Annotated in this window: 12 protein-coding genes and 1 tRNA gene; 3 read left to right on the forward strand and 10 right to left on the reverse strand. The window is 64.4% G+C overall.

The window, feature by feature from the left end:
• Window positions 1–679: 679 nt before the first annotated feature.
• The 4 genes from H8S23_RS04030 to H8S23_RS04045 all read right to left on the reverse strand — a co-directional run bounded on the left by H8S23_RS04030 (window position 680) and on the right by H8S23_RS04045 (window position 6041).
• Window positions 680–3778 carry an EAL domain-containing protein gene (locus H8S23_RS04030; protein WP_186887006.1) on the reverse strand — a complete coding sequence of 1033 codons (3099 nt, stop codon included), beginning with the start codon at window positions 3776–3778 and terminating at the stop codon, window positions 680–682.
• A 215-nt stretch (window positions 3779–3993) separates the two neighbouring features.
• Window positions 3994–4428: a hypothetical protein gene (locus tag H8S23_RS04035; protein WP_186887007.1), complete on the reverse strand. Its 435-nt coding sequence runs from the start codon at window positions 4426–4428 to the stop codon at window positions 3994–3996.
• Window positions 4429–4622: 194 nt separating this feature from the next.
• Window positions 4623–5198 (reverse strand): NUDIX hydrolase, encoded by a 576-nt coding sequence (locus tag H8S23_RS04040; protein WP_186887008.1) that lies wholly within the window; start codon window positions 5196–5198, stop codon window positions 4623–4625.
• A gap of 3 nt (window positions 5199–5201) precedes the next feature.
• The gene (locus tag H8S23_RS04045; RefSeq protein ID WP_186887009.1) at window positions 5202–6041 is read right to left on the reverse strand and encodes a Cof-type HAD-IIB family hydrolase; all 840 of its coding nucleotides are present in this window, start codon (window positions 6039–6041) and stop codon (window positions 5202–5204) included.
• Between the two features lie 405 nt (window positions 6042–6446).
• On the opposite strand from H8S23_RS04045, the gene H8S23_RS04050 reads away from it, so the two are divergent.
• On the forward strand, window positions 6447–6860 hold the full coding sequence (locus H8S23_RS04050) for an SdpI family protein (protein WP_186887010.1): 414 nt from the start codon (window positions 6447–6449) through the stop codon (window positions 6858–6860).
• Window positions 6861–7462: 602 nt separating this feature from the next.
• Here H8S23_RS04050 and H8S23_RS04055 read toward each other — a convergent pair.
• The 6 genes from H8S23_RS04055 to H8S23_RS04080 form a co-directional block, all read right to left on the reverse strand.
• Window positions 7463–8842, reverse strand: coding sequence for a 2-hydroxyacyl-CoA dehydratase (locus H8S23_RS04055; protein WP_186887011.1), 1380 nt, complete (start codon window positions 8840–8842; stop codon window positions 7463–7465).
• Window positions 8843–8954: 112 nt separating this feature from the next.
• On the reverse strand, window positions 8955–11855 hold the full coding sequence (locus H8S23_RS04060; RefSeq protein ID WP_186887012.1) for an acyl-CoA dehydratase activase: 2901 nt from the start codon (window positions 11853–11855) through the stop codon (window positions 8955–8957).
• A 423-nt stretch (window positions 11856–12278) separates the two neighbouring features.
• A complete protein-coding gene (locus H8S23_RS04065; RefSeq protein ID WP_186887013.1) occupies window positions 12279–12716 on the reverse strand; it encodes a MarR family transcriptional regulator in 438 nt (145 codons plus the stop codon).
• A 32-nt stretch (window positions 12717–12748) separates the two neighbouring features.
• Entirely contained in the window at window positions 12749–14146 is a 1398-nt protein-coding gene (locus H8S23_RS04070) for an MATE family efflux transporter (RefSeq protein WP_186887014.1), read from the reverse strand.
• A complete protein-coding gene (locus H8S23_RS04075; protein WP_186887015.1) occupies window positions 14143–14754 on the reverse strand; it encodes a TetR/AcrR family transcriptional regulator in 612 nt (203 codons plus the stop codon). The genes H8S23_RS04070 and H8S23_RS04075 overlap by 4 nt, the downstream gene beginning before the upstream one ends.
• A gap of 153 nt (window positions 14755–14907) precedes the next feature.
• Entirely contained in the window at window positions 14908–16392 is a 1485-nt protein-coding gene (locus H8S23_RS04080; protein WP_186887241.1) for a DUF1846 domain-containing protein, read from the reverse strand.
• A gap of 316 nt (window positions 16393–16708) precedes the next feature.
• Between H8S23_RS04080 and H8S23_RS04085 the strand changes: the two genes are divergently transcribed.
• Window positions 16709–16785, forward strand: a tRNA-Val gene (locus H8S23_RS04085).
• A 169-nt stretch (window positions 16786–16954) separates the two neighbouring features.
• The gene (locus H8S23_RS04090; RefSeq protein ID WP_186887016.1) at window positions 16955–19453 is read left to right on the forward strand and encodes an excinuclease ABC subunit UvrA; all 2499 of its coding nucleotides are present in this window, start codon (window positions 16955–16957) and stop codon (window positions 19451–19453) included.
• The last annotated feature ends 99 nt before the right edge of the window (window positions 19454–19552 follow it).

Genomic DNA, 19552 nt, shown 5'->3' on the forward strand with positions numbered 1-19552 from the left:
AGCCCGGCACAGAACACCAGGCGCCGTGCCCCGGGGCCGTCTTTTCGGCCGCCGGGCGTTTTTTTGCTCCCGCCGCCGCGCGCCCTCTGCTCCGCGCCTGCCGCCGGGCCGTGGAAGTGTCGGGACTGTGGAACTGCCGGGACCTGGAACCGCTGGGGCGTGGAAGTGACGGGACGCGGAATTGCCGCGCTGCAGAAGCGCCGGGACATGGAAGCGTCCGGCCGCAGAACCGCCGGGTCGCAAAAGCGCCGGGACATAGAGCCGCCAGACCGCAGAACTGCCGGAAAGCTGAAACGCTGGAATACGGAGCTGCAAAAAGCGCCCGGGAAAACGCGTCAAGAACACGTTTTCCCGGGCGCTTTAAAAGACTGCTTCCCGCCGCGGCCCTCCGTCTGTCTCTGTTTCACACCGGCGCCGCAGAGGGGGCTTTGCCGCCAAACTCTCACAAAAACCAAACCAACTTTTCGCGGCAGGTCTACGGCAAAACGCATCCCGCGGGGCCGTTTTTCGGCGCTTCTGCAGCAGGCATCCGCTGCGGGCTGGCGCGCTCAAAGCCCCTCCCGCCGGTCTTTTGCGCCCCAGCCGCCGATGCCTCTGCACCCGCGGCGCGGTCCGGCAGGGATAACCGTCGCTTTTTCCCGCCTTGCGGCCGCGGCGGGACCGGGAGGTCTTTTTTCGGTCATTCCCGCTCCTGCCGAAAGAGCTCTTCCGCCTCCGCCGGGGAAAGCGGCACGGAAAAGGCGCCGCCCTCTGCCAGCAGGCAGCCCGCGCGCCGCAGCCGCTCGGCCTCGGCCTCTGTCTCCACCCCGCGGGCCAGCGCGGAGAGCCCCAGTGCCTCCACCACCTGCATCAGCCCCTCCAGCAAAGGCTCCTCCTGCGCTGAAGCGAACAGCTGCCGCGGCAGCACTACCTGGTCGCAGGGGGTCTTTCCCCGCAGGTCGATCACCGAGTCGTTGAGGGCAAAGTCCCCCACAGCGACCGCAAAGCCCGCCTCCCGCAGCGCGCGCAGCGTGTCCAGCGCCCCGGCGTTGTCTCTCAGGCCTGTGCTGTCGGACAGTTCCAGCCGCAGCAGGCGGCGCGGCACCCCGGCCTTGTCGGCCGAGGCCGTCACCCGGGCGACAAAGTCGCACTGCGCCAGATGCAGGCGCGAAAAGGGCACCGTGACCGGCAGCGTCAGGCCGGCCCTCTGCCAGCGGCGCAGCAGCGCGCAGGTCTCGTCGATCAGATAATAGTCCAGCGCCAATACAAAGCCATTCTCCTCAAACTGGGGCAAAAATTCCTCCTGCCGCAGTTCACCCAGGGCCGGGCTGCTCCAGCGGGTCAGCACCCGCGCCCCCGCGGGGCGGCCGCTTTCCAGCGACACCACCGGCGCCAGGGCCAACTGGAACTGCCGGTCCGCCAGCGCTTTGCCTGCCTGCCGCTCTATGGCGCGGCGGCGCTGTTCCTCGGCGCCCAGCTCGGCGCTGTAGTAAACGCAGCCGCCGCGGCCACCGCGGCGCGCCCGGCGGCGCGCCAGCGCCGCACAGTCGTACAGGGCGGAAAAGGCCGCCCCGCCCCGCGCCACCGGGCTGAACCCACAGCGGAACCTCAGGTCGTAGCTGCCCAGCAGCGCCCGCGCGGCGGGCGCGAAATCGCGCTCGAACCGCCGCGCCCGCTCCAGCAGCGTCTCCCCCTCCCGCTGGCGCACCAGCAGAGCGAACTCATCCCGCCGCACTCTGCAGGCCAGTTCGCCGCCGGACAGCTGGCCGCGCAGCTGGGCCCCAAGGCGGGCCAGCAGCCGTTCCGAGGTCTCTGCGCCAAAGGTGTCGCCGATGTCGCCGAAGCGCACGATATCGATGCTCATCATCGCCCAGCCCTCTTCAGAGCGGTCGGCCAGGGTGCGGGCGGCCTGCCTGCGAAAACGCGGAAAGCTGGGCAGCCCGGTGCGCGGGTCCTGACGGGCCCGCCGCTCCTGCGCGCGGATGCGCAGCAGGTAGCCGCCCACGATATTTGCGATGCGGCCCAGCGTCTCGCCCTCCTCGTCGGTCCAGATGCGCGGGGCCACACAGTCGTCAAAGCCGATACAGCCGCGGTAAAGCCCGTGGTCCTGGATGCCGTACTGCAGAAAGGCGCGGATGCCGCGCTCCTGGACCCGCGGCAGGATATCCCGGGGCAGCGCGCCGGGCGCGCCGGTGTCGTCGCACTGGTACAGCCCGGCGCGGGCCTCCCGCACTGCGGCGCTCTCGCCCGCGATGGAAAAGGTCTCCAGCCGGCCGCTGAGGCTCTCGGTCTCATCGCTGCACCACTCATGGGTCAGCCGCAGGATCTGGCGGTCCTCAGGTTCCGCCTCATAGATATAGGCGCGGGAGACGTGGAAATGCTGCCCGGCAGTGCGCAGCACCAGATCGACCGCGCGGTCCGGGTCCTCGCCCTCATAGAGCATGTTGAAAAACAGATAAAACATGTTTTCGTTGAACGATTTCGCCGAACCGGCGGCCGCGGGCGCCTCGCCGAAATAGGCTCCTGCGTCCGCCCCGTCGTCGCGGATGCCGCGGCGATAGGCCACCAGCCGCCCGCCGCCCGCCCGCTTGGCTGCCGCCAGCGCCAAGTCGGCCTGCCGCAGCAGCAGCGAAAAGTCCCTTTCCCCGGGCGGGATCAGCACCAGCCCGACGCTGGCGGTGATGCACAGTTCCTGTTTGCCGTCGGCCAGGCTCTGGCGCATCTTTTCACAGAAACCGCGCCCCAGGGCCGCCGCCTCGCGCCGCGAAGCGGCCCGCCGGTAGACCGCCAGGGTGGTGGCGCCGATGCGCCCGCAGACCGCGCCCTCGCCCGCCGCTGCGGACAGCTTATCCGCCGCGCCGATCAGCACCGCCTCCCCGAACAGGATGCCCAGGCGGTCGGTCACCTCCTGATAGTGGTCGATATCCACCACATACAGCGCGATATAGCCGCTCTCCAGCTTTTCCAGGGCCGTGAGCATCTTTGCCCGCAGCGTTCCGCCGTTGAACAGGCCGGTGAGCTGGTCTCTCTCGGTGCGCTGGGCCAGCGCCAGCGCCTCGCGCTTTTCCTCGTCGATATCCGCCAGCAGCCCCACGGCGCGCCGAGGCTTGCCCTCCAGGTCGTAAAGGGTGGCCAGCGTCAGGCGGCACCAGCGATAGGTGCCGTAGCTGGTGCGCATGCGCAGCTCGACGCTGCCGCCCGCACCACCGGCCAGCACGCTGCGGTGCAGCCTGCGAAAGGCCGGCACGTCGGCCAGATAAACGTTTTCACTGGACGGGATGCCGTCCTCGTCCACTGCCAGCAGCGGCTCGGCCCCCATCAGTTCGCGCCAGAGCAGCGACTGGAAGCCCGCCTCCGAGAGGGTGCGCGCCCTCAGGTCCCACTCATAGGCCTGCTGGCCGGAGTTTTCCAGCAGGGCGCGAAACCCATCGTACCACTGGGTGAGCTGTTCATAGCTCTGATAAAAATCGCGGGGGGCCAGCGCCAGCGCCGCCCAAAGCACGCCGCCCTCACGCCGCCCGGAACAGCTGACCGCCGCCGGCGCGGCGTCCGCAGGCTGCGTCAGCCGGAACGAGAGCCGCACCTCGTCCCCTGCGGCCAGCTGGGCGCGCAGGGCCGTTTCCACGGCCGCCCAGTCCTCCGGCAGGACCAGCTCCTGCACGGGCGCGCCCGCGGGCGGCAGAGAGAGCTGTTCCGCCAGCGCCGGGTCTACAAAGCGCAGCCGGGACTCTGCGCCCAGATCCACACAGATCAGGCCGCAGATCAGCCCCCGGCCCGGGTCCATCTTCACCGCGCTCATCGCCGCGCCCCCTTAAAAAAGCAATAGCTTTGACCGGCAAAGCCGATCAAAGCTATTGTACCACAAACTGCGCCGCGGCAGGGAAGAAAAAAATCTGCAAAGCGTGAAAAATGAAAAGGGCCCGCTCCCCCGCGGCATGCACGGGCGGCGGCGCGGCGCGCCCATCTGCGGCGCCGGACAGCGGGCAAAAGCCGCAGCCGCGCGGCGGCCGGCGCTCACCGGGGCGGAAGATCGCCGCCGCTTTGCGCGCCGTCCCCGCGCAGCACCGTCACCGCAGTGGCGGTGGCCGCCCCGCTCTCGTCGGTGAGCAGCTCCATATAGACATAGGCGCCCACCTGCAGCAGCGTCAGCCCGGTGCGGCTGCCGGAGTCGTCCGCCTCGGTGATCAAGTCCAGGTTCTGCACCGTCACGGTGCAGTCTTCCCCCGTGTATTCCAGCGCTTGGCCCTCCTGTAAGTCTTTTTCCACAGCGGCTTTATCGGCGTCCTGCGGCAGGCTGGCCACCGCCACGGTCACCACGTTGGCGTCTACGGCGGTGACGCGGCCGTAAAAGCTGCTGGCAGTGACAACCTCGGCGCGCTCTGCGCCGCAGGCCGCAAGCAGCAGGCCGAGCGCGGCCAGCACCGCAGCCATCTTCCAAAAACCTCTCATCTTCCGCCCGGCCTCCTCTCCGCCGCCCTCAGCTGTGTCCGGGCGGGCTCTCAAACGGGGCAAAACTCCGCTTTCGCCCTCTGTTTTTCTCTTTTTCGAGGATACCGCAAAACTGTGAAAAGGGGGTGACGGAGTTTGGTCAGGAGGATGAAAAAACGGCGGGGAGGCGCCGGCGCACCTCCCCGTCTTCCCGGTCAGCTGTTTTGCTGCCGCCAGCGCCGGGCCCGGCGGATGATTTTTTCATAGACCGGCACCATCTCCGGCTCCTCGCAGATGCGCGAGAGCTCCCCCGTATCAAACCAGCGCACCCCGCTGTTTTCATCCGGCTTTTCCCGCACCGCCTGCCCCTCGGGTGCGACAAGCACAAAAGCCGCAGACAGGTGCATGTGGGCGGGCACATAGCGGCCCCGCTTCACATGCCCGGGCACCGGCAGGATGTCCAGCCCCATCAGCTCGCCCGCAAGCGGCTGTACCCGGGCCAGGCCGGTCTCCTCCTGCGCCTCGCGCAGGGCCACGGCCAGAAAATCCGGGTCGCCGTCGCAGTGGCCGCCAGTCCAGCTCCAGCTGTGATAGATGTTGTGATAGACCATCAGCACCCGCGTCAGAGAGGGGTTCAGCACCAGCCCGCTGGAGGTGAGATGGGCAAACTCGTTCTCGCGGGTGAGGATGTTCTGCGGAAAGGTGCGGCAGTAGTCCAGAATGACCCGCTTGTCCCCCTCTTCCTGCTCGCAGCAGGGCTGGAACTGTTCCAAAAGCGCAAGGTATCCCATTGTTTAAAGTTCCCCTTTCAGTGCGGCGCGGATCGCCATGGCGACCCCGCCCTCCTCGTTGGTGCCTGTGACCCGCCGGGCCAGCGCCCGCAGCTGCGGCGGCGCGTTGCCCATGGCCACCGGGTACCCGACCGCCGCCAGCAGCTCGCGGTCGTTGTCGCCGTCGCCGATGGCCATCACCTCTTCCGGCGCCGCCCCCAGCGCGCGGCAGAGCGCCCGCACGGCGGCCCCTTTTGACGCACCCTTGGCATTCAGCTCCAGATTTTTATCCATCGAGGTGGCGGCCTCCACCTCCTCGGCGGCTTCCAGCTCCGCTCTCAGGCGGCCGCGCAGGTCCTCGTCGAGAAAATAGGGCAGATTCACTTTGCAGATGCCGTGCGGATGGCTGCGCAGATGGGCCTGCAGGTCCTCCAGCGGCGTCTCATGCCGCAGCAGATACTGCAGATGATCCCTCTCGATGGGCCGGGTCTGCAGCAGCTGCAGATCATCCCGCTGGATCAGCATGCGGCCGTCCTGATAGACCTCTGGCGTGAGGGAGAGCTGCTGCCCGCGGGCCACGATGCGCAGCGCGGTCTCCATCGGCAGATAGGCGCTGTGCAGCAGGCTGCCGTCGGCCAGGTCCACCACCTCGGCCCCATTGACGACGATGGCATAGCGTATCTCGGGGATCTGCCGCACCGCGTCCGGCAGCCGCCCCAGGATGCGGCCGGTGGCGGGCACCACTGCTACGCCTGCGGCGGCCGCCTCCCGGATGGCCTCCAGATTTTCCGGCGGGATGGTGCTGTGGTCGTCCCGCAGCAGCGTGCCGTCCAGATCCACACAGATGATCCTGATCTTTGACATATGGGTCCCCCTCTCGCCCCCCGCGCGGGGAAGCGGCCCGGCCGGGCATGCGATATTCCGATACTCTTCATTATAATCGAAGCCGGGGCAAAAAAAAAGAGCGGGCGCGGGACCGCAGTTTTTGCCGCGCCCAAAAGCGGCCGCAGCGCCTCTGTCCCCAGCCGCTCAGCCCCGGCCGCCCCGTACAGAGCGGCCGGCACAAAAATCCTTTCTGTCAAAGCAAAGGGGCTTTTTGCCGCCGGGCCGCGGTGAAAAAAATGTGAAACCGCTTTTTTTCGCCGTTTTTAAGGAAAAGATAAGGAATTCTCTGCTAAAATGGCCTCATCCAGCTGTAATAAACCCCGGTGGGTCTTCGTTTCTTAAAATAGAACGACAAATTTCAGCAGGAAAGGGCGGAGGAGCACCATGGCGGAACATCTCTGGTTTTGGCTGATCGACCTGATCATCCCGGGGCTTTTGTTTGCCACCGGCGCGGTATGGCGGCGCTTCGCTCCCCGCCGCATCGATCCCCACCGGGGCTACCGCACTGCGCGCAGCGTCTCCAGCGGCGCTGCCTGGCGGTATGCGCAGCGCTATTTCAGCATTTTGTGTATGCGCTTTGGCGCCGCTTTGTTCCTGCTGGTCTCCACGGACCGGCTCATCAACTTCCTGACCGGGCTGATGCCGCCGGCGCGGCTGGCTTACCTGAACGCCGCCATCGGCCTGGGGCTGTTCGTGTCCATCGTGCCGCTGGTGGAGCTGGCGCTTGCCGGGCGCTTTGACCGGCGGGCGGGCGGCGACACGGGCGCTGGTTCCCGGCCCCTGCGCCCCGCAGCCTGAACCGGCTGCCCGGGCGGCGCAGCCTCTCTGCAGGCCCCCTTTCAGGGCGCCTCCCTCCGTTCCGCCTTTTCCGGGCGGCCGGGCGGGGGCGCCCTTTTTGCGTCTGCCGGGCTCTTCCGGCTTTCGGCGGCCCCTGCGTTCCATCCGGGCCGGGAAAGCCGCGGCCCGGGCTCTGCAGCTCCCTGCCGCAAGGCGGAACGCCGCCCCGATCCGGCCGCCGGAACGACAAACAATAAATATCCCCCGGCAAAGCCGGGACACAGGCGGGTAAAAAATCTGGAATACCAGCACACGCGGTATACCGCGTCGGTACGGCCTGCCAGCCGCCGGAGAGCGTCTGCTTGCTGTCCGTAACTGGGCTTATTCGAAATTCTCCATCGTCAGCTGTTCACCTGCTTCATCTTCTTCCAGCTGGTGCCGTATGGTTTCTTCGATCATCAGTTTTTAGCAAAGGGCGTTCCTTTCTCTCCATGCCCGCCATAAGGCTTCTCTTGAACCACTCGCCCAGCGAGCGGTTTTCTTTATGCCAAAAAGAGCCATGGCTGCGCGCCATGGCTCTTTTTCTCTCTCTTTTCTTCCGCGCAGGCCGCAGGACCTGCCTGTCAGATCTTTGCGGGCGCGGGGGCCGGGTTTCCAAAGGGTGCGTACCGGTCCGCCGCCGGCGCCGCCGCGCCGTGGCTTTTCGGGGCCGGGGGCGGGTTTTGGTCCAGACGCTCGCGCGCAACGCTCAGCATCAGCTTGATGCGATTCTCCTGATTGACGCGGGTAGCACTGGGGTCATAGTCGATGGCCACAATGTTGGCGTCGGGATAGACCGAGCGGATGCGGTTCATCATGCCCTTGCCGCAGATGTGGTTGGGCAGGCAGCCAAAGGGCTGGGCGCAGATGATATTGTCCACGCCGTGCTGTTCCAGCTCCATCATCTCGGCGGTGAGCAGCCAGCCCTCGCCCATCTTGTTGCCATAGCCGATGATCCCGTCGGCGCATTTCATGGTGGCGGAAAACAACGGCGGAGGCGTAAGCCCGGGGTATTTCGAGATGGCCGCGATCATCATCCGCTCGCGCCTGGCGAAATACTCCATCACCAGCTTGTAGACCGACTTGGCCGCCCGGCTGCCGCCGTAGAGGTCGATGGTCTCGGCCCCGTTGACCACACAGTAAAGGACAAAGCCCAGCAGCCCGGGCACGTTGACCTCACAGTCCTCCCCGGCCAGAAAGCGCTCCAGCTGGTTGTTGCCCAGCGGGGAATATTTGATGTAGATCTCGCCCACAACGCCCACCTTTACCTTTGGCGTGCGGGTGACATGCAGGTCGGCAAAGGTTTTGGCGATGGCGTCAAAATTGCGCGCCATCTCCCGCTTTGAGCAGCCGTGCCCGGTGGCGAACTGGTCGCTGAGCATGGCCACCCAGTAGTTGACCAGCCGGTCTGCGTCGCCCCTGCGGTCCTCATAAGGGCGCAGCTGGTTGGACAGCAGCATCAGCATATCGCCGTAGAACACCGCGCCCAGCACCTTTTCGATCAGCGGCAGGGTGAGCTGAAATCCACTGTCCTTTTCCAGCCCGGAAAAGTTCAGCGAGACCACCGGCACCTGCCCATAGCCCGCTTTTTTCAGCGCCTTGCGCAGCAGGTGAATGTAGTTGGACGCGCGGCAGCCGCCGCCGGTCTGGGTGATCATCAGGGCGGTATGCTCCAGGTCATATTTTCCGCTGTTCAGCGCGTCGATCATCTGCCCGATCACCAGAAGCGCCGGGTAACAGGTGTCGTTGTGGACATATTTCAGGCCGGTCTGCACCACAGAGGGGCCGTCGTTTTTGAGCACTTCAACGTCATAGCCCTCCTGCCGCAGCACCTTTTCGATGAGGCTGAAATGGATGGGCAGCATCTGGGGGATCAGGATCTTGTGGGTGACCCGCATCTCCCGGGTGAACTTGGGATAATCCAGGCGGGGGGAAGCTGCGGTCTGCTGTTGGGTCTGAGACATGGGTCGGAACTCCTTTCGATATGCGCAGAAAACGGCGTTTTCCGCGCGGGCCTCCTGCGCGGGCGCGGCGGTACCGCTGCCTTTTTTCAGGACGGCCCGGGGTGGAACGAACTCACCGCCCGATGGCGGCGAACAGGCTGCGCAGCCGGATATTGACCGCGCCCAAATTGGTGATCTCGTCGATCTTGATCTGGGTATAGATCTTGCCTTTTTCCTGCAGGATGGCCTTTACCTCGTCGGTGGTGATGGCGTCCACCCCGCAGCCGAAACTGACCAGCTGCACCAGCTCCATGTCCGGCTGGGTGGTGACGTAGGCGGCCGCCGCGTACAGCCGGCTGTGGTAGGTCCACTGGTTGAGCACCCCCACCTGCTGGCGGCCGGCCAGATGGGCGACGCTGTCCTCGGACACCAGGGCCGCGCCCTGGCTGCAGATCAGCTTGTCGATGCCGTGGTTGACCTCCGGGTCCAGGTGGTACGGGCGGCCGGAGAGCACTACGATGGGCCGTCCCTGCGCCCGCGCGGTGCCGATGACCCGCGCCCCCTCGGCGCGGATGCGCTGCATGTGGGCCTCGTACTCGGCATAGGCGGCCTTGGCGGCCCGCCGCACCTCGCCCGCTGTGATCCTGTCAAAATATTTTGCCAGGATCACCGGCATCTTTGCCATAAAGTCGCGGGGGCGGTGGATGCCGATATAATCATAGATGAATTTTTTGCCTGCCAGGCAGCGGCAGTTCGCCGCCACCACCTCGGGGTAATAGGCCACCACCGGGCAGTTATAGCAGTTGTCCCCCATCCCCTCGTTTACATTGTAGGTGAGGCAGGGATAAAAGATGGCGTCCACGCCCTCCATGCGGCACAGCCGGTCGATGTGGCCGTGCAGCAGCTTTGCGGGGAAGCAGACCGTGTCCGACGGGATGGTGCCCTGCCCGGCAAGGTACAGCTCCCGGCTGGACGCACCGCTGGTCACCACCTCAAAACCCAGCTGGGTGAAAAACGTGTGCCAGAAAGGCAGCAGCTCGTACAGGTTCAGGCCCAGGGGCAGCCCCAGCCTGCCGCGGGGGCCCGGCACCGGCCGATAGGCCTCCAGCAGGCCGCGCTTATATTCAAACATATTCAGCTCGCCGCCGGACTTGCCCCCGGCCACCGGTTTTTCACAGCGGTTGCCCGAGATGAACCTGCGCCCGCCGTCGAACAGGTTGACGGTGAGCTGGCAGTGATTGCCGCAGCCGTTGCAGGTGACGGCTTTCACCTCGTGGGAAAAATTCTGCAGCGCTGCGGCGTCCAGCAGGCCGCTGCGCGCGCCCGGCGCCGCCTTGGCCCTGCCGTGCAGCGCCGCGCCGAAAGCGCCCATCAGGCCGGCGATGTCGGGGCGCACGACCTCGACCCCCATCTCCTTTTCAAAGGCGCGCAGCACCGCCTCATTGTAAAAGGTCCCGCCCTGCACCACGATGCGGCGGCCCAGCTCTTCGGGTGAAGAGGCACGGATGACCTTGTACAGCGCGTTTTTGACCACGCTGATGGACAGCCCGGCCGAGATATTCTCCACCGAGGCCCCGTCCTTCTGCGCCTGCTTGACGCTGGAGTTCATGAACACGGTGCAGCGGCTGCCCAGGTCCGCCGGGCGGTCGGCAAAAAGGCCCAGCCTGGCAAACTCGGGCACCTCATAGCCCAAAGCGTTGGCAAAGGTCTGCAAAAAGCTGCCGCAGCCCGAAGAGCACGCCTCGTTCAGATAGATATCGCTGATGGCCCCGTGCTCCACCTTGAAGCACTTCATGTCCTGGCCGCCGATGTCGATGACAAAGTCCACGTCCGGCATAAAGTGCTTTGCCGCCGTGAAATGCGCCACCGTCTCCACCACACCGCAGTCCAGCGAAAAGGCATTTTTGACGATCTCCTCGCCGTAGCCGGTGGCGGTGGCGCTGGCCACCTGCAGGTCGGGGCGCTGTTGATATAGCTCCAGCAGCACTGCGCGGATGATGGGCACCGGGTTGCCGCTGTTGGGCTGGTAGCTGGAATAGAGCAGCCGCCCCTGACCGTCGATGACCGCCGCCTTGACGGTGGTGGAGCCGGCATCGATGCCGATATGTACCGGGCCGTCCGCCTGCGCCAGCTCGCCGCGGGGCACCGTCGCTTTGGCGTGCCGGGCGGCAAAGGCGGCGTATTCTTCCGCGGTGCGGAACAGCGGGTCGCTGGTGGCATAGTCGGCGGTGGCCGAGTAGTTTTCCAGGCTGGCGGTCACGTCTTCCAGATCAAAAGCTTCGTCGGAGTAGAAAGCCGCGCCCAGCGCCACATAATAGAGAGAATTTTCCGGCAGGACGCCGCACACCCCCAACGCGTCGTCAAAGCTGGCTTTCAGCTTTGACAAAAAGGTGATCGGCCCGCCCAGATACATCACATTGCCCTCGATGGGCCGCCCCTGCGCCAGCCCGCCGATGGTCTGGTTGACCACGGCCGCGAAGATGGAGGCGGCCACGTCCTCTTTGCGGGCGCCCTGATTGAGCAGCGGCTGCACGTCGCTTTTGGCGAATACGCCGCAGCGGGAGGCGATGGTGTAGAGCTTTTCGCTCTGCAGCGCAGCTTCGTTCATCTGCTCCGGCGTCAGCTTGAGCAGCGTGGCCATCTGGTCGATAAAAGCGCCGGTGCCGCCCGCGCAGCTGCCGTTCATGCGCACATCCATGCCCCCGGTGAGGAAGAGGATCTTGGCGTCCTCGCCGCCCAGCTCGATGATGACGTCGGTGGCGGGGGACAGCTTCTGCGCCGCCACCCGGGTGGCAAAGACCTCCTGCACAAAGGGCAGCCCGCACGCGTCGGCCAGCCCCATGCCCGCCGAGCCGGAGATCGCCAGCACCGCATGACGCCCGGTGACCTCGCTTTCAATACGGCGCAGCACCTCGGCGGCCTTGCTGACGATATGGGAGAAATGCCGCTCATAAGACTGATAGACGATCGCGTCGTTTTTGTCCAGCACCACACATTTGATAGTGGTGGAGCCGATATCGAGACCTATCTTCAAATGGAAACCCTCGCAATTGTGAAAATTCGACAAAAAACTATGTAATTTTTTGTCGGAATCAAATTTCATTAATGTGTACTATTCTACACCCGCCGGAGGGGAAAAACAACACACAGAGTGTAAAAAATCCTCGGATCCGGCACTCAATTTTTGCATTTTGTCCCAAAAATATCCGTTTGCCGGGCATTTCATCTAATATAAGGTAAAGAAAAGCGCAGTTCCCGTGCTGTGGAAAATGTCCGCAGGAAAAAATCCCAAAGCCGGCCGGCGGCGCAAAGAAGGCCCCGGGCGGCGATTTTTCGCCATCCGGGGCCCCTCCTTTTTTGTCTCTTTTTTGCAAAGCGGGCGCGCCTGTCCCTTTTCCAGCCGGAGGGGGCCCAACGCGAAAGCGCCGCCCCCCTCCGTCCGGCGCGGGAAGCGCCCTCAGGTCAATCCCTGCCGCGCGTTGTCGGTAATGCGGGTCAAAAAGGCGCGCAGCAGTTCTTTTTCCGCATCGGAAAACCCCGCCAGCACGGCATCGCGGAACACCCTGCGGCAGGCTTCCAGCTCTCTCGCCAGATCCGCCGCGCTCTGCGTCATCTTCAAATGATAAAGGCGCCGGTCCGCGGGGTCGCGGGCGCGCCGCAGGTAGCCCCGCTTCAAAAGTTGGGCCACTGCCGCCGAAACATGGGATTTGGAAAGCCGGCGCAGCGATACCATCGAGGCGGCCGTGTCCCTGCCGGGACGGCAGTACAGAAAAAGGAGGATGTCGGCCTCCATCTGAGTGAGCTGGTATTGCCGCAGCAGCGGCTCAAAAAAATGCCCGTACAGACGATAGGTCGCCTGCCGGAAAGCGGGATAGTCAAAGCCGGGCCGATCCACGCGAACACCTCTTTCCCTTTTTTACGGCCTGGTCAGCGGGCAGACGGGCCGTTCTCCCGCCCCGCCATGCGCGCAGAAGCCGCCTTTTTCATCGGCCGGATCGACAGCAGGCAGACGGCGAGCGTCAGCACATCCGCCGCAGGCTGGGAGAAATAGATGCCTGCCGCCCCGAACAGCCGGGGCAGCAGCAGGATACACGGCAGATAAAACAGGCCCTGACGGATCATGGATAAAAAAAGTCCGTAGCGAGAGGCCCCGATGGTCTGAAAAGTGATGGTCATCATATAGCACAGCCCAAAGGCGGGGTACAGGATCACCTGCGAGATCAGCAGCTTTGCGCCATATGCAATGATAGTCGGGTTTTGGTTGAACAGTCCGATCAGCGGGCGGGAGAGCAGAATATAAACTGCGGCCACCAATACGGTGAGCAGCAGCGAGGAGCGCAGCGCAAAGCGGACGGACTCATGAAACCGCTTTTCATTGCGGGCCCCGAAAGCGAACGAGGCCACCGGCTGATAGCCCTGCATCAGCCCCATGACCACATAACAGCCGATCAGGACCAGGCGCTGCACCACCCCATAGGCCGCAATGATCAGGTCTGCGTCCGGCAGAGGCTTGGCTGCGATATTGGTCAGCGAGGTCGCCGCGGCCAGACAGATCTGGATGACGGCGGAGGGGATGCCGATCAGCGCCACTGTGCGCAGCATGGACCAGCGGGGCTTAAAGCAGCGGGGGTGCATTTTGATGACCGAGCGGCCGCTGAGATAAAACCAGGCCAAAATCGCAAAGGTGACGAATTGAGATACCGTGGTGGCCAGGGACGCGCCCTCCACCCCCATGCCCAGGCCCCAGTCGAACATGAAAACCGGGTCCAGCGCCACATTGAGCAGCGCGCCGGTGATGACGGCGGCCGAAGAGACACGCACCGACGATTCGGCACGGGCGGCGCAGTTCATGCTTTGGGCGGGCAGGTTGACCAGGGCGGCGATGAACATCCAGAACGCATAGTCCTTTGCCTGGGGCAAAACAGCCTCAGACGCGCCGAACAAGCGCAGCAGCGGCTCGATAAAAAGGATACCGCCGACACAGAGCAGCGCGCCGGTACCCATGGAGATGCCGACAACGGTGGTCACCGTCCGGCCCGCCCCCTCTCTGTCGCCCGCCCCCAGCTGACGGCCCGCCAATACCGCCGCGCCCGCGGCAAAGATATTTTCCAGCGAGACCATGATGAGCAGCAGCGGCAGGGTGACGCCGACCGCGGCCAGTGCGACGTCGGAGCCCAGCATGCCGATATAGGCGGTGTCCACGATGTTGTATACGGCCTTTGCCAACAGCGCCAGGGTCGCGGGCACCGCCAGCTTTACGATGGCCCGCGAGGGCTGCATGCTGCCCAGCAGAGCCCCTTTTTCAGCGGCGTTTTCGTTTTTCATCTCAATGGCTCCTCTCTTGCGATCACACCGTACAGCAGGATGCTCAGGGCGCGCAGGCAGCCCTGCTCGCGCGCTGCAGCGTCCGCGTCCTGGCCGCGGTATTTGGCATTGATAAAATCCTGATACTGGCGCAGGGTGTCGGCCACCTCTTTCCGGGTGACGTCCGGCCTCAGAGAGACGCCCTCCAACAGGGCTTCCAGCACCTGCAGGTTGAAAGCGTCGAACCCGGCCCGGATCTCGGCCAGCCGGCCGGCGAGATGTGCGGGAGGGGTGAGCATGACCTCAAGAAAAATGCGCTCATATTTTGGATTTTCCTGAAAAAAGAGGAGGCGGCGCCGGAAATAGTTTTCCAAGCCGGCCTGGGCCGCGCCTGCGGGGATCTCTGCCGCGGCCAGCCAGTCGGTCAGGGCGTCAAAGCACTCGCCCACACAGGCGAGATACAGCGCATCCCGATCTTCAAAATAGTGATACAGGATCCCCTTGGAGATATCCCCCTTTACACAGATGGTGTTGATGGAGCCCAGCGCATAGCCGCGGCAGGCAAACTCCGTAAGGGCGCTGTCCAGGATGCGGCGGCGGCTCTGCTGGTTTTTTTCTTCTCGTTTCATGACGGCCTCCCAGAAAATAGACTTATTGGTCTGTTTTTGATTGTAGCACAAACAGACCACTTGGTCAATATTTTGAAAAAAGAAAGACCAACCGCTGTACGGCTGGTCTTTTATCACTTTTTACAGCAAGCGCGGGCGGCAGCCGCCCGGCGCTCAGAAGAACAGGTCCTTGCCGGGATAGACAGCCTCGCAGGTCAGCCGCAGCCCCAGCCGGCGCAGGGTGCCCTCGTCGCCTGAGTGCAGCATCTGGGTGGAGTGCATCTCGCAGTCCCGCAGCTGGGGCAGGGCCTCCATCGCGCGGGCGGTCAGGGTGTTGGTCGCCGCCGAGATGGAAAGCGCAGTCAGCACGTCGTCCAATTTGAGCAGCGTGCTGCGGCCGTTGAGGATCTCGGTCTTGAGCTTGACGATCGGCTCCAGGATGATGGGGCTGATCAGGGTGAGGTCGTCGTCGATATTGGTCAGCGCCTTGATGGCGTTGAGCACCACCGAAGAGCTGGCGCTCATCAGCTCGCTTGCCTTGCCGGTGACGACACGGCCGTCCCCCAGCTGGATGGCGGCCGCCGGCATGCCGGTGCGGCGGGATTTTTCCAGCGCCGGGTTGACCACGGCGCGGTCGTTGGGGGTGATGCCCACCTGCTGCATGATCATGCGGATCTTTTCCACCGCCTCCTCGCCGCCCTTGCCCTGGCGGTGGTCGCATTTGGCGGCAAAGTAGCGCCGGATGATCTCCTGGCAGCTGGCCTCGCGCACCGCTTCGTCGTCCACGATGGCGTAGCCGATCATATTGACCCCCATGTCGGTGGGGCTTTTGTAATCAAATGCGCCCCCGCTGATGCGGGACAGGGTGTTGCGCACGATGGGAAAGGCCTCCACGTCCCGGTTGTAGTTGACGGTGGTCTTTCCATAAGCCTCCAGATGAAACGGGTCGATCATATTCAGGTCCGCCAGGTCGGCCGTGGCGGCCTCGTAGGCCAGATTCACCGGGTGCTTGAGGGGCAGGTTCCAGATGGGGAAAGTCTCAAATTTTGCATAGCCCGCGGGCACGCCGCGCACCGTCTCGTGGTAGACCTGCGAGAGGCAGGTGGCCAGCTTGCCGCTGCCCGGGCCCGGGCCGGTGACGACCACCAGCGGCTTGTCCGTCTCGATATAGGGGTTGGAGCCAAAGCCGTTTTCGCTGCAGATGTAGTCGATGTCGGTGGGATAGCCCTTGATGGGCTTGTGCACATAATTTTTGACCCCGCGCATGGTCAGCTTTGCCAGAAAAGCGTCCGCCGCCGGCTGGCCGGAATAGCGGGTGATGACCACGCTGTTCACCTCGATGCCCAGATGGGTGATATCGTCGATGAGCCGCAGCACGTCCATGTCGTAGGTGATGCCCAGGTCGGCGCGGATCTTGGTCTTTTCAATGTCCCAGGCCGACACCACAAAGATGATCTCCGCCATATCCCGCAGCTCGTACAGCAGCTTGATCTTGGCGTTGACGTCAAAGCCGGGCAGCACCCGCGCGGCGTGATAGTCGTCGAACAGCTTGCCGCCGAACTCCAGGTAGAGCTTGCCCCTGGCGCCTTTGATCCGCTCCAGAATATGCTCTTTCTGTGTTTTCATATACAGCTCATTGTCAAACCCGATCCTGCCCATATGCGCACCCCATCCATCCTGCATTTTTGCCGTTCTCCGGGCCTGTCCGCCGCCAGGTCCGCAAAACAGGGCCGGCGCGCGGCATGCGTGCCCAGGCCCTGTCTTCTATCCGCCGCCCCGCACAGGCGCCGGGCCGCCGGCCGGACCCGGGGGGCCCGGCGCAATATCTGTCGCTATAACTCTATAAGAGTATCATTTTATCCTGTTTTTTTCAAGTAAAAAGGAACAAAACGGGAGCCGCAAAAAAGGCTCAAAAAATTTTCAAAAAGGGCTTCCCTTTTTTTGAAATCCGTGGTATTATATTAAAGCATCTTATGGAGGCGTAGCTCAGCTGGTTAGAGCGTTCGGTTCACATCCGAGAGGTCGCGGGTTCGAGTCCCTCCGTCTCCACCAAGCCAAAATGGTCCGGGTCTTTTCCCTGTGGGAGGGAGGCCCGGATCATTTGTTTTGTCCCCCGCCCCCGGCCTGCCGCCGCGGCGGGAAGCCAGGGGCGGGATGCGGCAGGCCCGCCTGCCCGGACAAAAAAGGCGGTCCGTTTTTTCCTCATAAGGAGGCGTTTTGTATGACAGAAAGATCCGAAGCCCCGAAAAAGATCCAAGTCCGGGGCGCAAGGGTGCACAACCTGAAGAACATCGACGTCGATATCCCGCTGAACAAGATCGTCGGGGTCACCGGCGTGTCCGGCTCGGGCAAATCGTCCCTGGCGCTGGGCGTTCTGTACGCCGAGGGGTCCCGGCGCTATCTGGACGCGCTGTCCACCTACACCCGCAGGCGCATGACCCAGGCCGCCAAAGCCGAGGTGGACGAGGTACTGTATGTGCCCGCCTCGCTGGCGCTGCACCAGCGCCCGGGCGTGCCCGGCATCCGCAGCACGTTCGGCACCGGGACAGAGCTTTTGAACAGCCTGCGCCTGATGTTTTCCCGGCTGGCCAGCCACCGCTGCCCCGAGGGGCATTACCTGCCCCCCACCCTGGCGGTGGCGGCAGGGCAGGAACTGACCTGCCCGCAGTGCGGCACGACCTTTTTTCCGCCCAGCGCCGAGGAATTGGCGTTCAACAGCCAGGGCGCCTGCCGCACCTGCGGCGGGACCGGCATCGTGCGCACCGTCGACCGGGCCACCCTTGTCCCGGATGAGACCCTCACCATCGAGGAGGGCGCCGTAGCCCCCTGGAATTCCCTGATGTGGTCGCTGATGGTGGACGTCTGCCGGGAGATGGGCGTGCGCACCGACGTCCCTTTCTGCGAGCTGACCGATCAGGAAAAAGACATCGTCTATAACGGCCCCGCCGTAAAAAAGCACGTCATCTACCACTCCAAGACCACCAATCAGGGCGGGGAGCTGGACTTCACCTATTACAACGCGGTCTATACGGTGGAAAACGCGCTGGCAAAGGTAAAGGACGAAAAGGGCATGAAGCGGGTGGAGAAGTTCCTGAAAGAGGACCTCTGTCCCGACTGCGGCGGCACCCGCCTGTCCGAGACCGCAAGGGCGCCCAGGCTGCGCGGCATCAGCCTGGACGAGGCCTGCCGCCTCACGCTGACCGAGCTGGTGCAGTGGGTGGCGGGGGTGCCCGCGTCGCTGCCCGCCCCAATGCTTCCCATGGCGCAGAGCATCTGCGACGCTTTTCAGACCGTGGCCAGGCGGCTGATGGAGCTGGGCCTGGGCTATCTCACGCTGGACCGCGCCGCGTCCACCCTTTCCACCGGGGAGCGCCAGCGGATGCAGCTGGCCCGCGCGGTGCGCAACCGCACCACCGGCGTGCTCTATGTGCTGGACGAGCCCTCCATCGGGCTGCACCCCTCCAATATCGTGGGGCTGACCGCGGTCATGAACGACCTGGTCGCGGACGGCAACTCGGTGCTGCTGGTGGACCATGACACTCAGATCCTGTCGGCGGCGGACTGGCTTATCGAAATGGGCCCGCAGGCCGGCGCGGACGGCGGGCGCGTCGTGGCGCAGGGCACGGTAGCAGAGCTGGCCGGCAGCAGCGCTTCCCTTATCGGGCCGTTCCTCTCCGGCAAAGCGCAGGTCCGGGTCCGCGGATGCGCAGACGCGCAGGAGCTGTTCAGCGGCGGGCGGATCCGCCTGTCCACGGCAGCCATCCACACCGTGAAGCCCCTGCAGGCGGAGATCCCCAAAGGAAAGCTGACCGTCGTCACCGGCGTGTCCGGTTCCGGCAAGACGACGCTGATCCTGGAGAGCCTGATCCCCGGTCTGGAGGCCTCCACCGCGGGCGCCAAGCTGCCCGAACACGTGCTCTCGGTCGAGGCGGAGGGCATCAGCCGCGTAAAACTGATCGACGCCACCCCCATTGGCATCAACGTCCGCTCCACCGTGGCGACCTATGCGAACGTGCACGACGAGCTGCGAAAGCTCTGCGCAAAGACGCCGGACGCCAAACGGCTGGGCTTCAAGGCCGGAGATTTCTCCTACAACACAGGCAAACTGCGCTGCCCCGTGTGCGACGGCACAGGCGTCATCAGCCTGGATGTGCAGTTTTTGCCGGATGTGGACATTCCCTGCCCGGACTGCCGCGGCTCCCGCTATGCGAAAGACGCGGGCAGGGTGCGGCTGCCGGGCCCCTCAGGCGAGGCGCACTCGCTGCCCGAACTGATGGCCATGGACATCAACACGGCGCTTCAGGCCTGCGCGGGCCTGAAAGTCGTCCACCAGCGCCTGCAGGTGCTGCAAAGCCTGGGGCTCGGCTATCTGACGCTGGGCGAGGCGACGCCCAGCCTCTCCGGCGGGGAGGCGCAGCGGCTGAAGCTGGCCAGTGAAATGGGCCGCGGGCAGTCGGATTCCGTCTTTGTCTTTGACGAGCCCACTATCGGGCTGCACCCGCTGGACGTGCGCACCCTGCTGGGCGTTTTTCAGACCCTGATCGAAAACGGCGCCACCGTTATCGTGATCGAGCACGACCTGGACGTGATCCGGAATGCCGATCATATCATCGACATGGGCCCGGGCGGCGGCGCGGAGGGCGGCAGGATCATCGCGTCGGGCACCCCGGCGCAGATCGCCGCGGACCCCGCCAGCGTCACAGGGAAATATCTCAGATAAAAAAGGTCCCGCGGCAAAGCCGCGGGACCTTTTTTGCACGGAAGCGGGCGGGCTTCTTCCGCCGGGTTGCCCTTTCCCCCGCCTTCTGCTATACTTTGG

The organism is Anaerofilum hominis, from assembly GCF_014287275.1.
Taxonomy (GTDB): domain Bacteria; phylum Bacillota; class Clostridia; order Oscillospirales; family Ruminococcaceae; genus Pygmaiobacter; species Pygmaiobacter hominis.

Excerpts from the sequence above, each read along its gene's own strand:
- H8S23_RS04030 (WP_186887006.1), bottom strand. The coding sequence starts at position 3,778 with ATGAGCGCGGTGAAGATGGACCCGGGCCGGGGGCTGATCTGCGGCCTG.
- H8S23_RS04035 (WP_186887007.1), bottom strand. The coding sequence starts at position 4,428 with ATGAGAGGTTTTTGGAAGATGGCTGCGGTGCTGGCCGCGCTCGGCCTG.
- H8S23_RS04040 (WP_186887008.1), bottom strand. The coding sequence starts at position 5,198 with ATGGGATACCTTGCGCTTTTGGAACAGTTCCAGCCCTGCTGCGAGCAG.
- H8S23_RS04045 (WP_186887009.1), bottom strand. The coding sequence starts at position 6,041 with ATGTCAAAGATCAGGATCATCTGTGTGGATCTGGACGGCACGCTGCTG.
- H8S23_RS04050 (WP_186887010.1), top strand. The coding sequence starts at position 6,447 with ATGGCGGAACATCTCTGGTTTTGGCTGATCGACCTGATCATCCCGGGG.
- H8S23_RS04055 (WP_186887011.1), bottom strand. The coding sequence starts at position 8,842 with ATGTCTCAGACCCAACAGCAGACCGCAGCTTCCCCCCGCCTGGATTAT.
- H8S23_RS04070 (WP_186887014.1), bottom strand. The coding sequence starts at position 14,146 with ATGAAAAACGAAAACGCCGCTGAAAAAGGGGCTCTGCTGGGCAGCATG.
- H8S23_RS04075 (WP_186887015.1), bottom strand. The coding sequence starts at position 14,754 with ATGAAACGAGAAGAAAAAAACCAGCAGAGCCGCCGCCGCATCCTGGAC.
- H8S23_RS04080 (WP_186887241.1), bottom strand. The coding sequence starts at position 16,392 with ATGGGCAGGATCGGGTTTGACAATGAGCTGTATATGAAAACACAGAAA.
- H8S23_RS04090 (WP_186887016.1), top strand. The coding sequence starts at position 16,955 with ATGACAGAAAGATCCGAAGCCCCGAAAAAGATCCAAGTCCGGGGCGCA.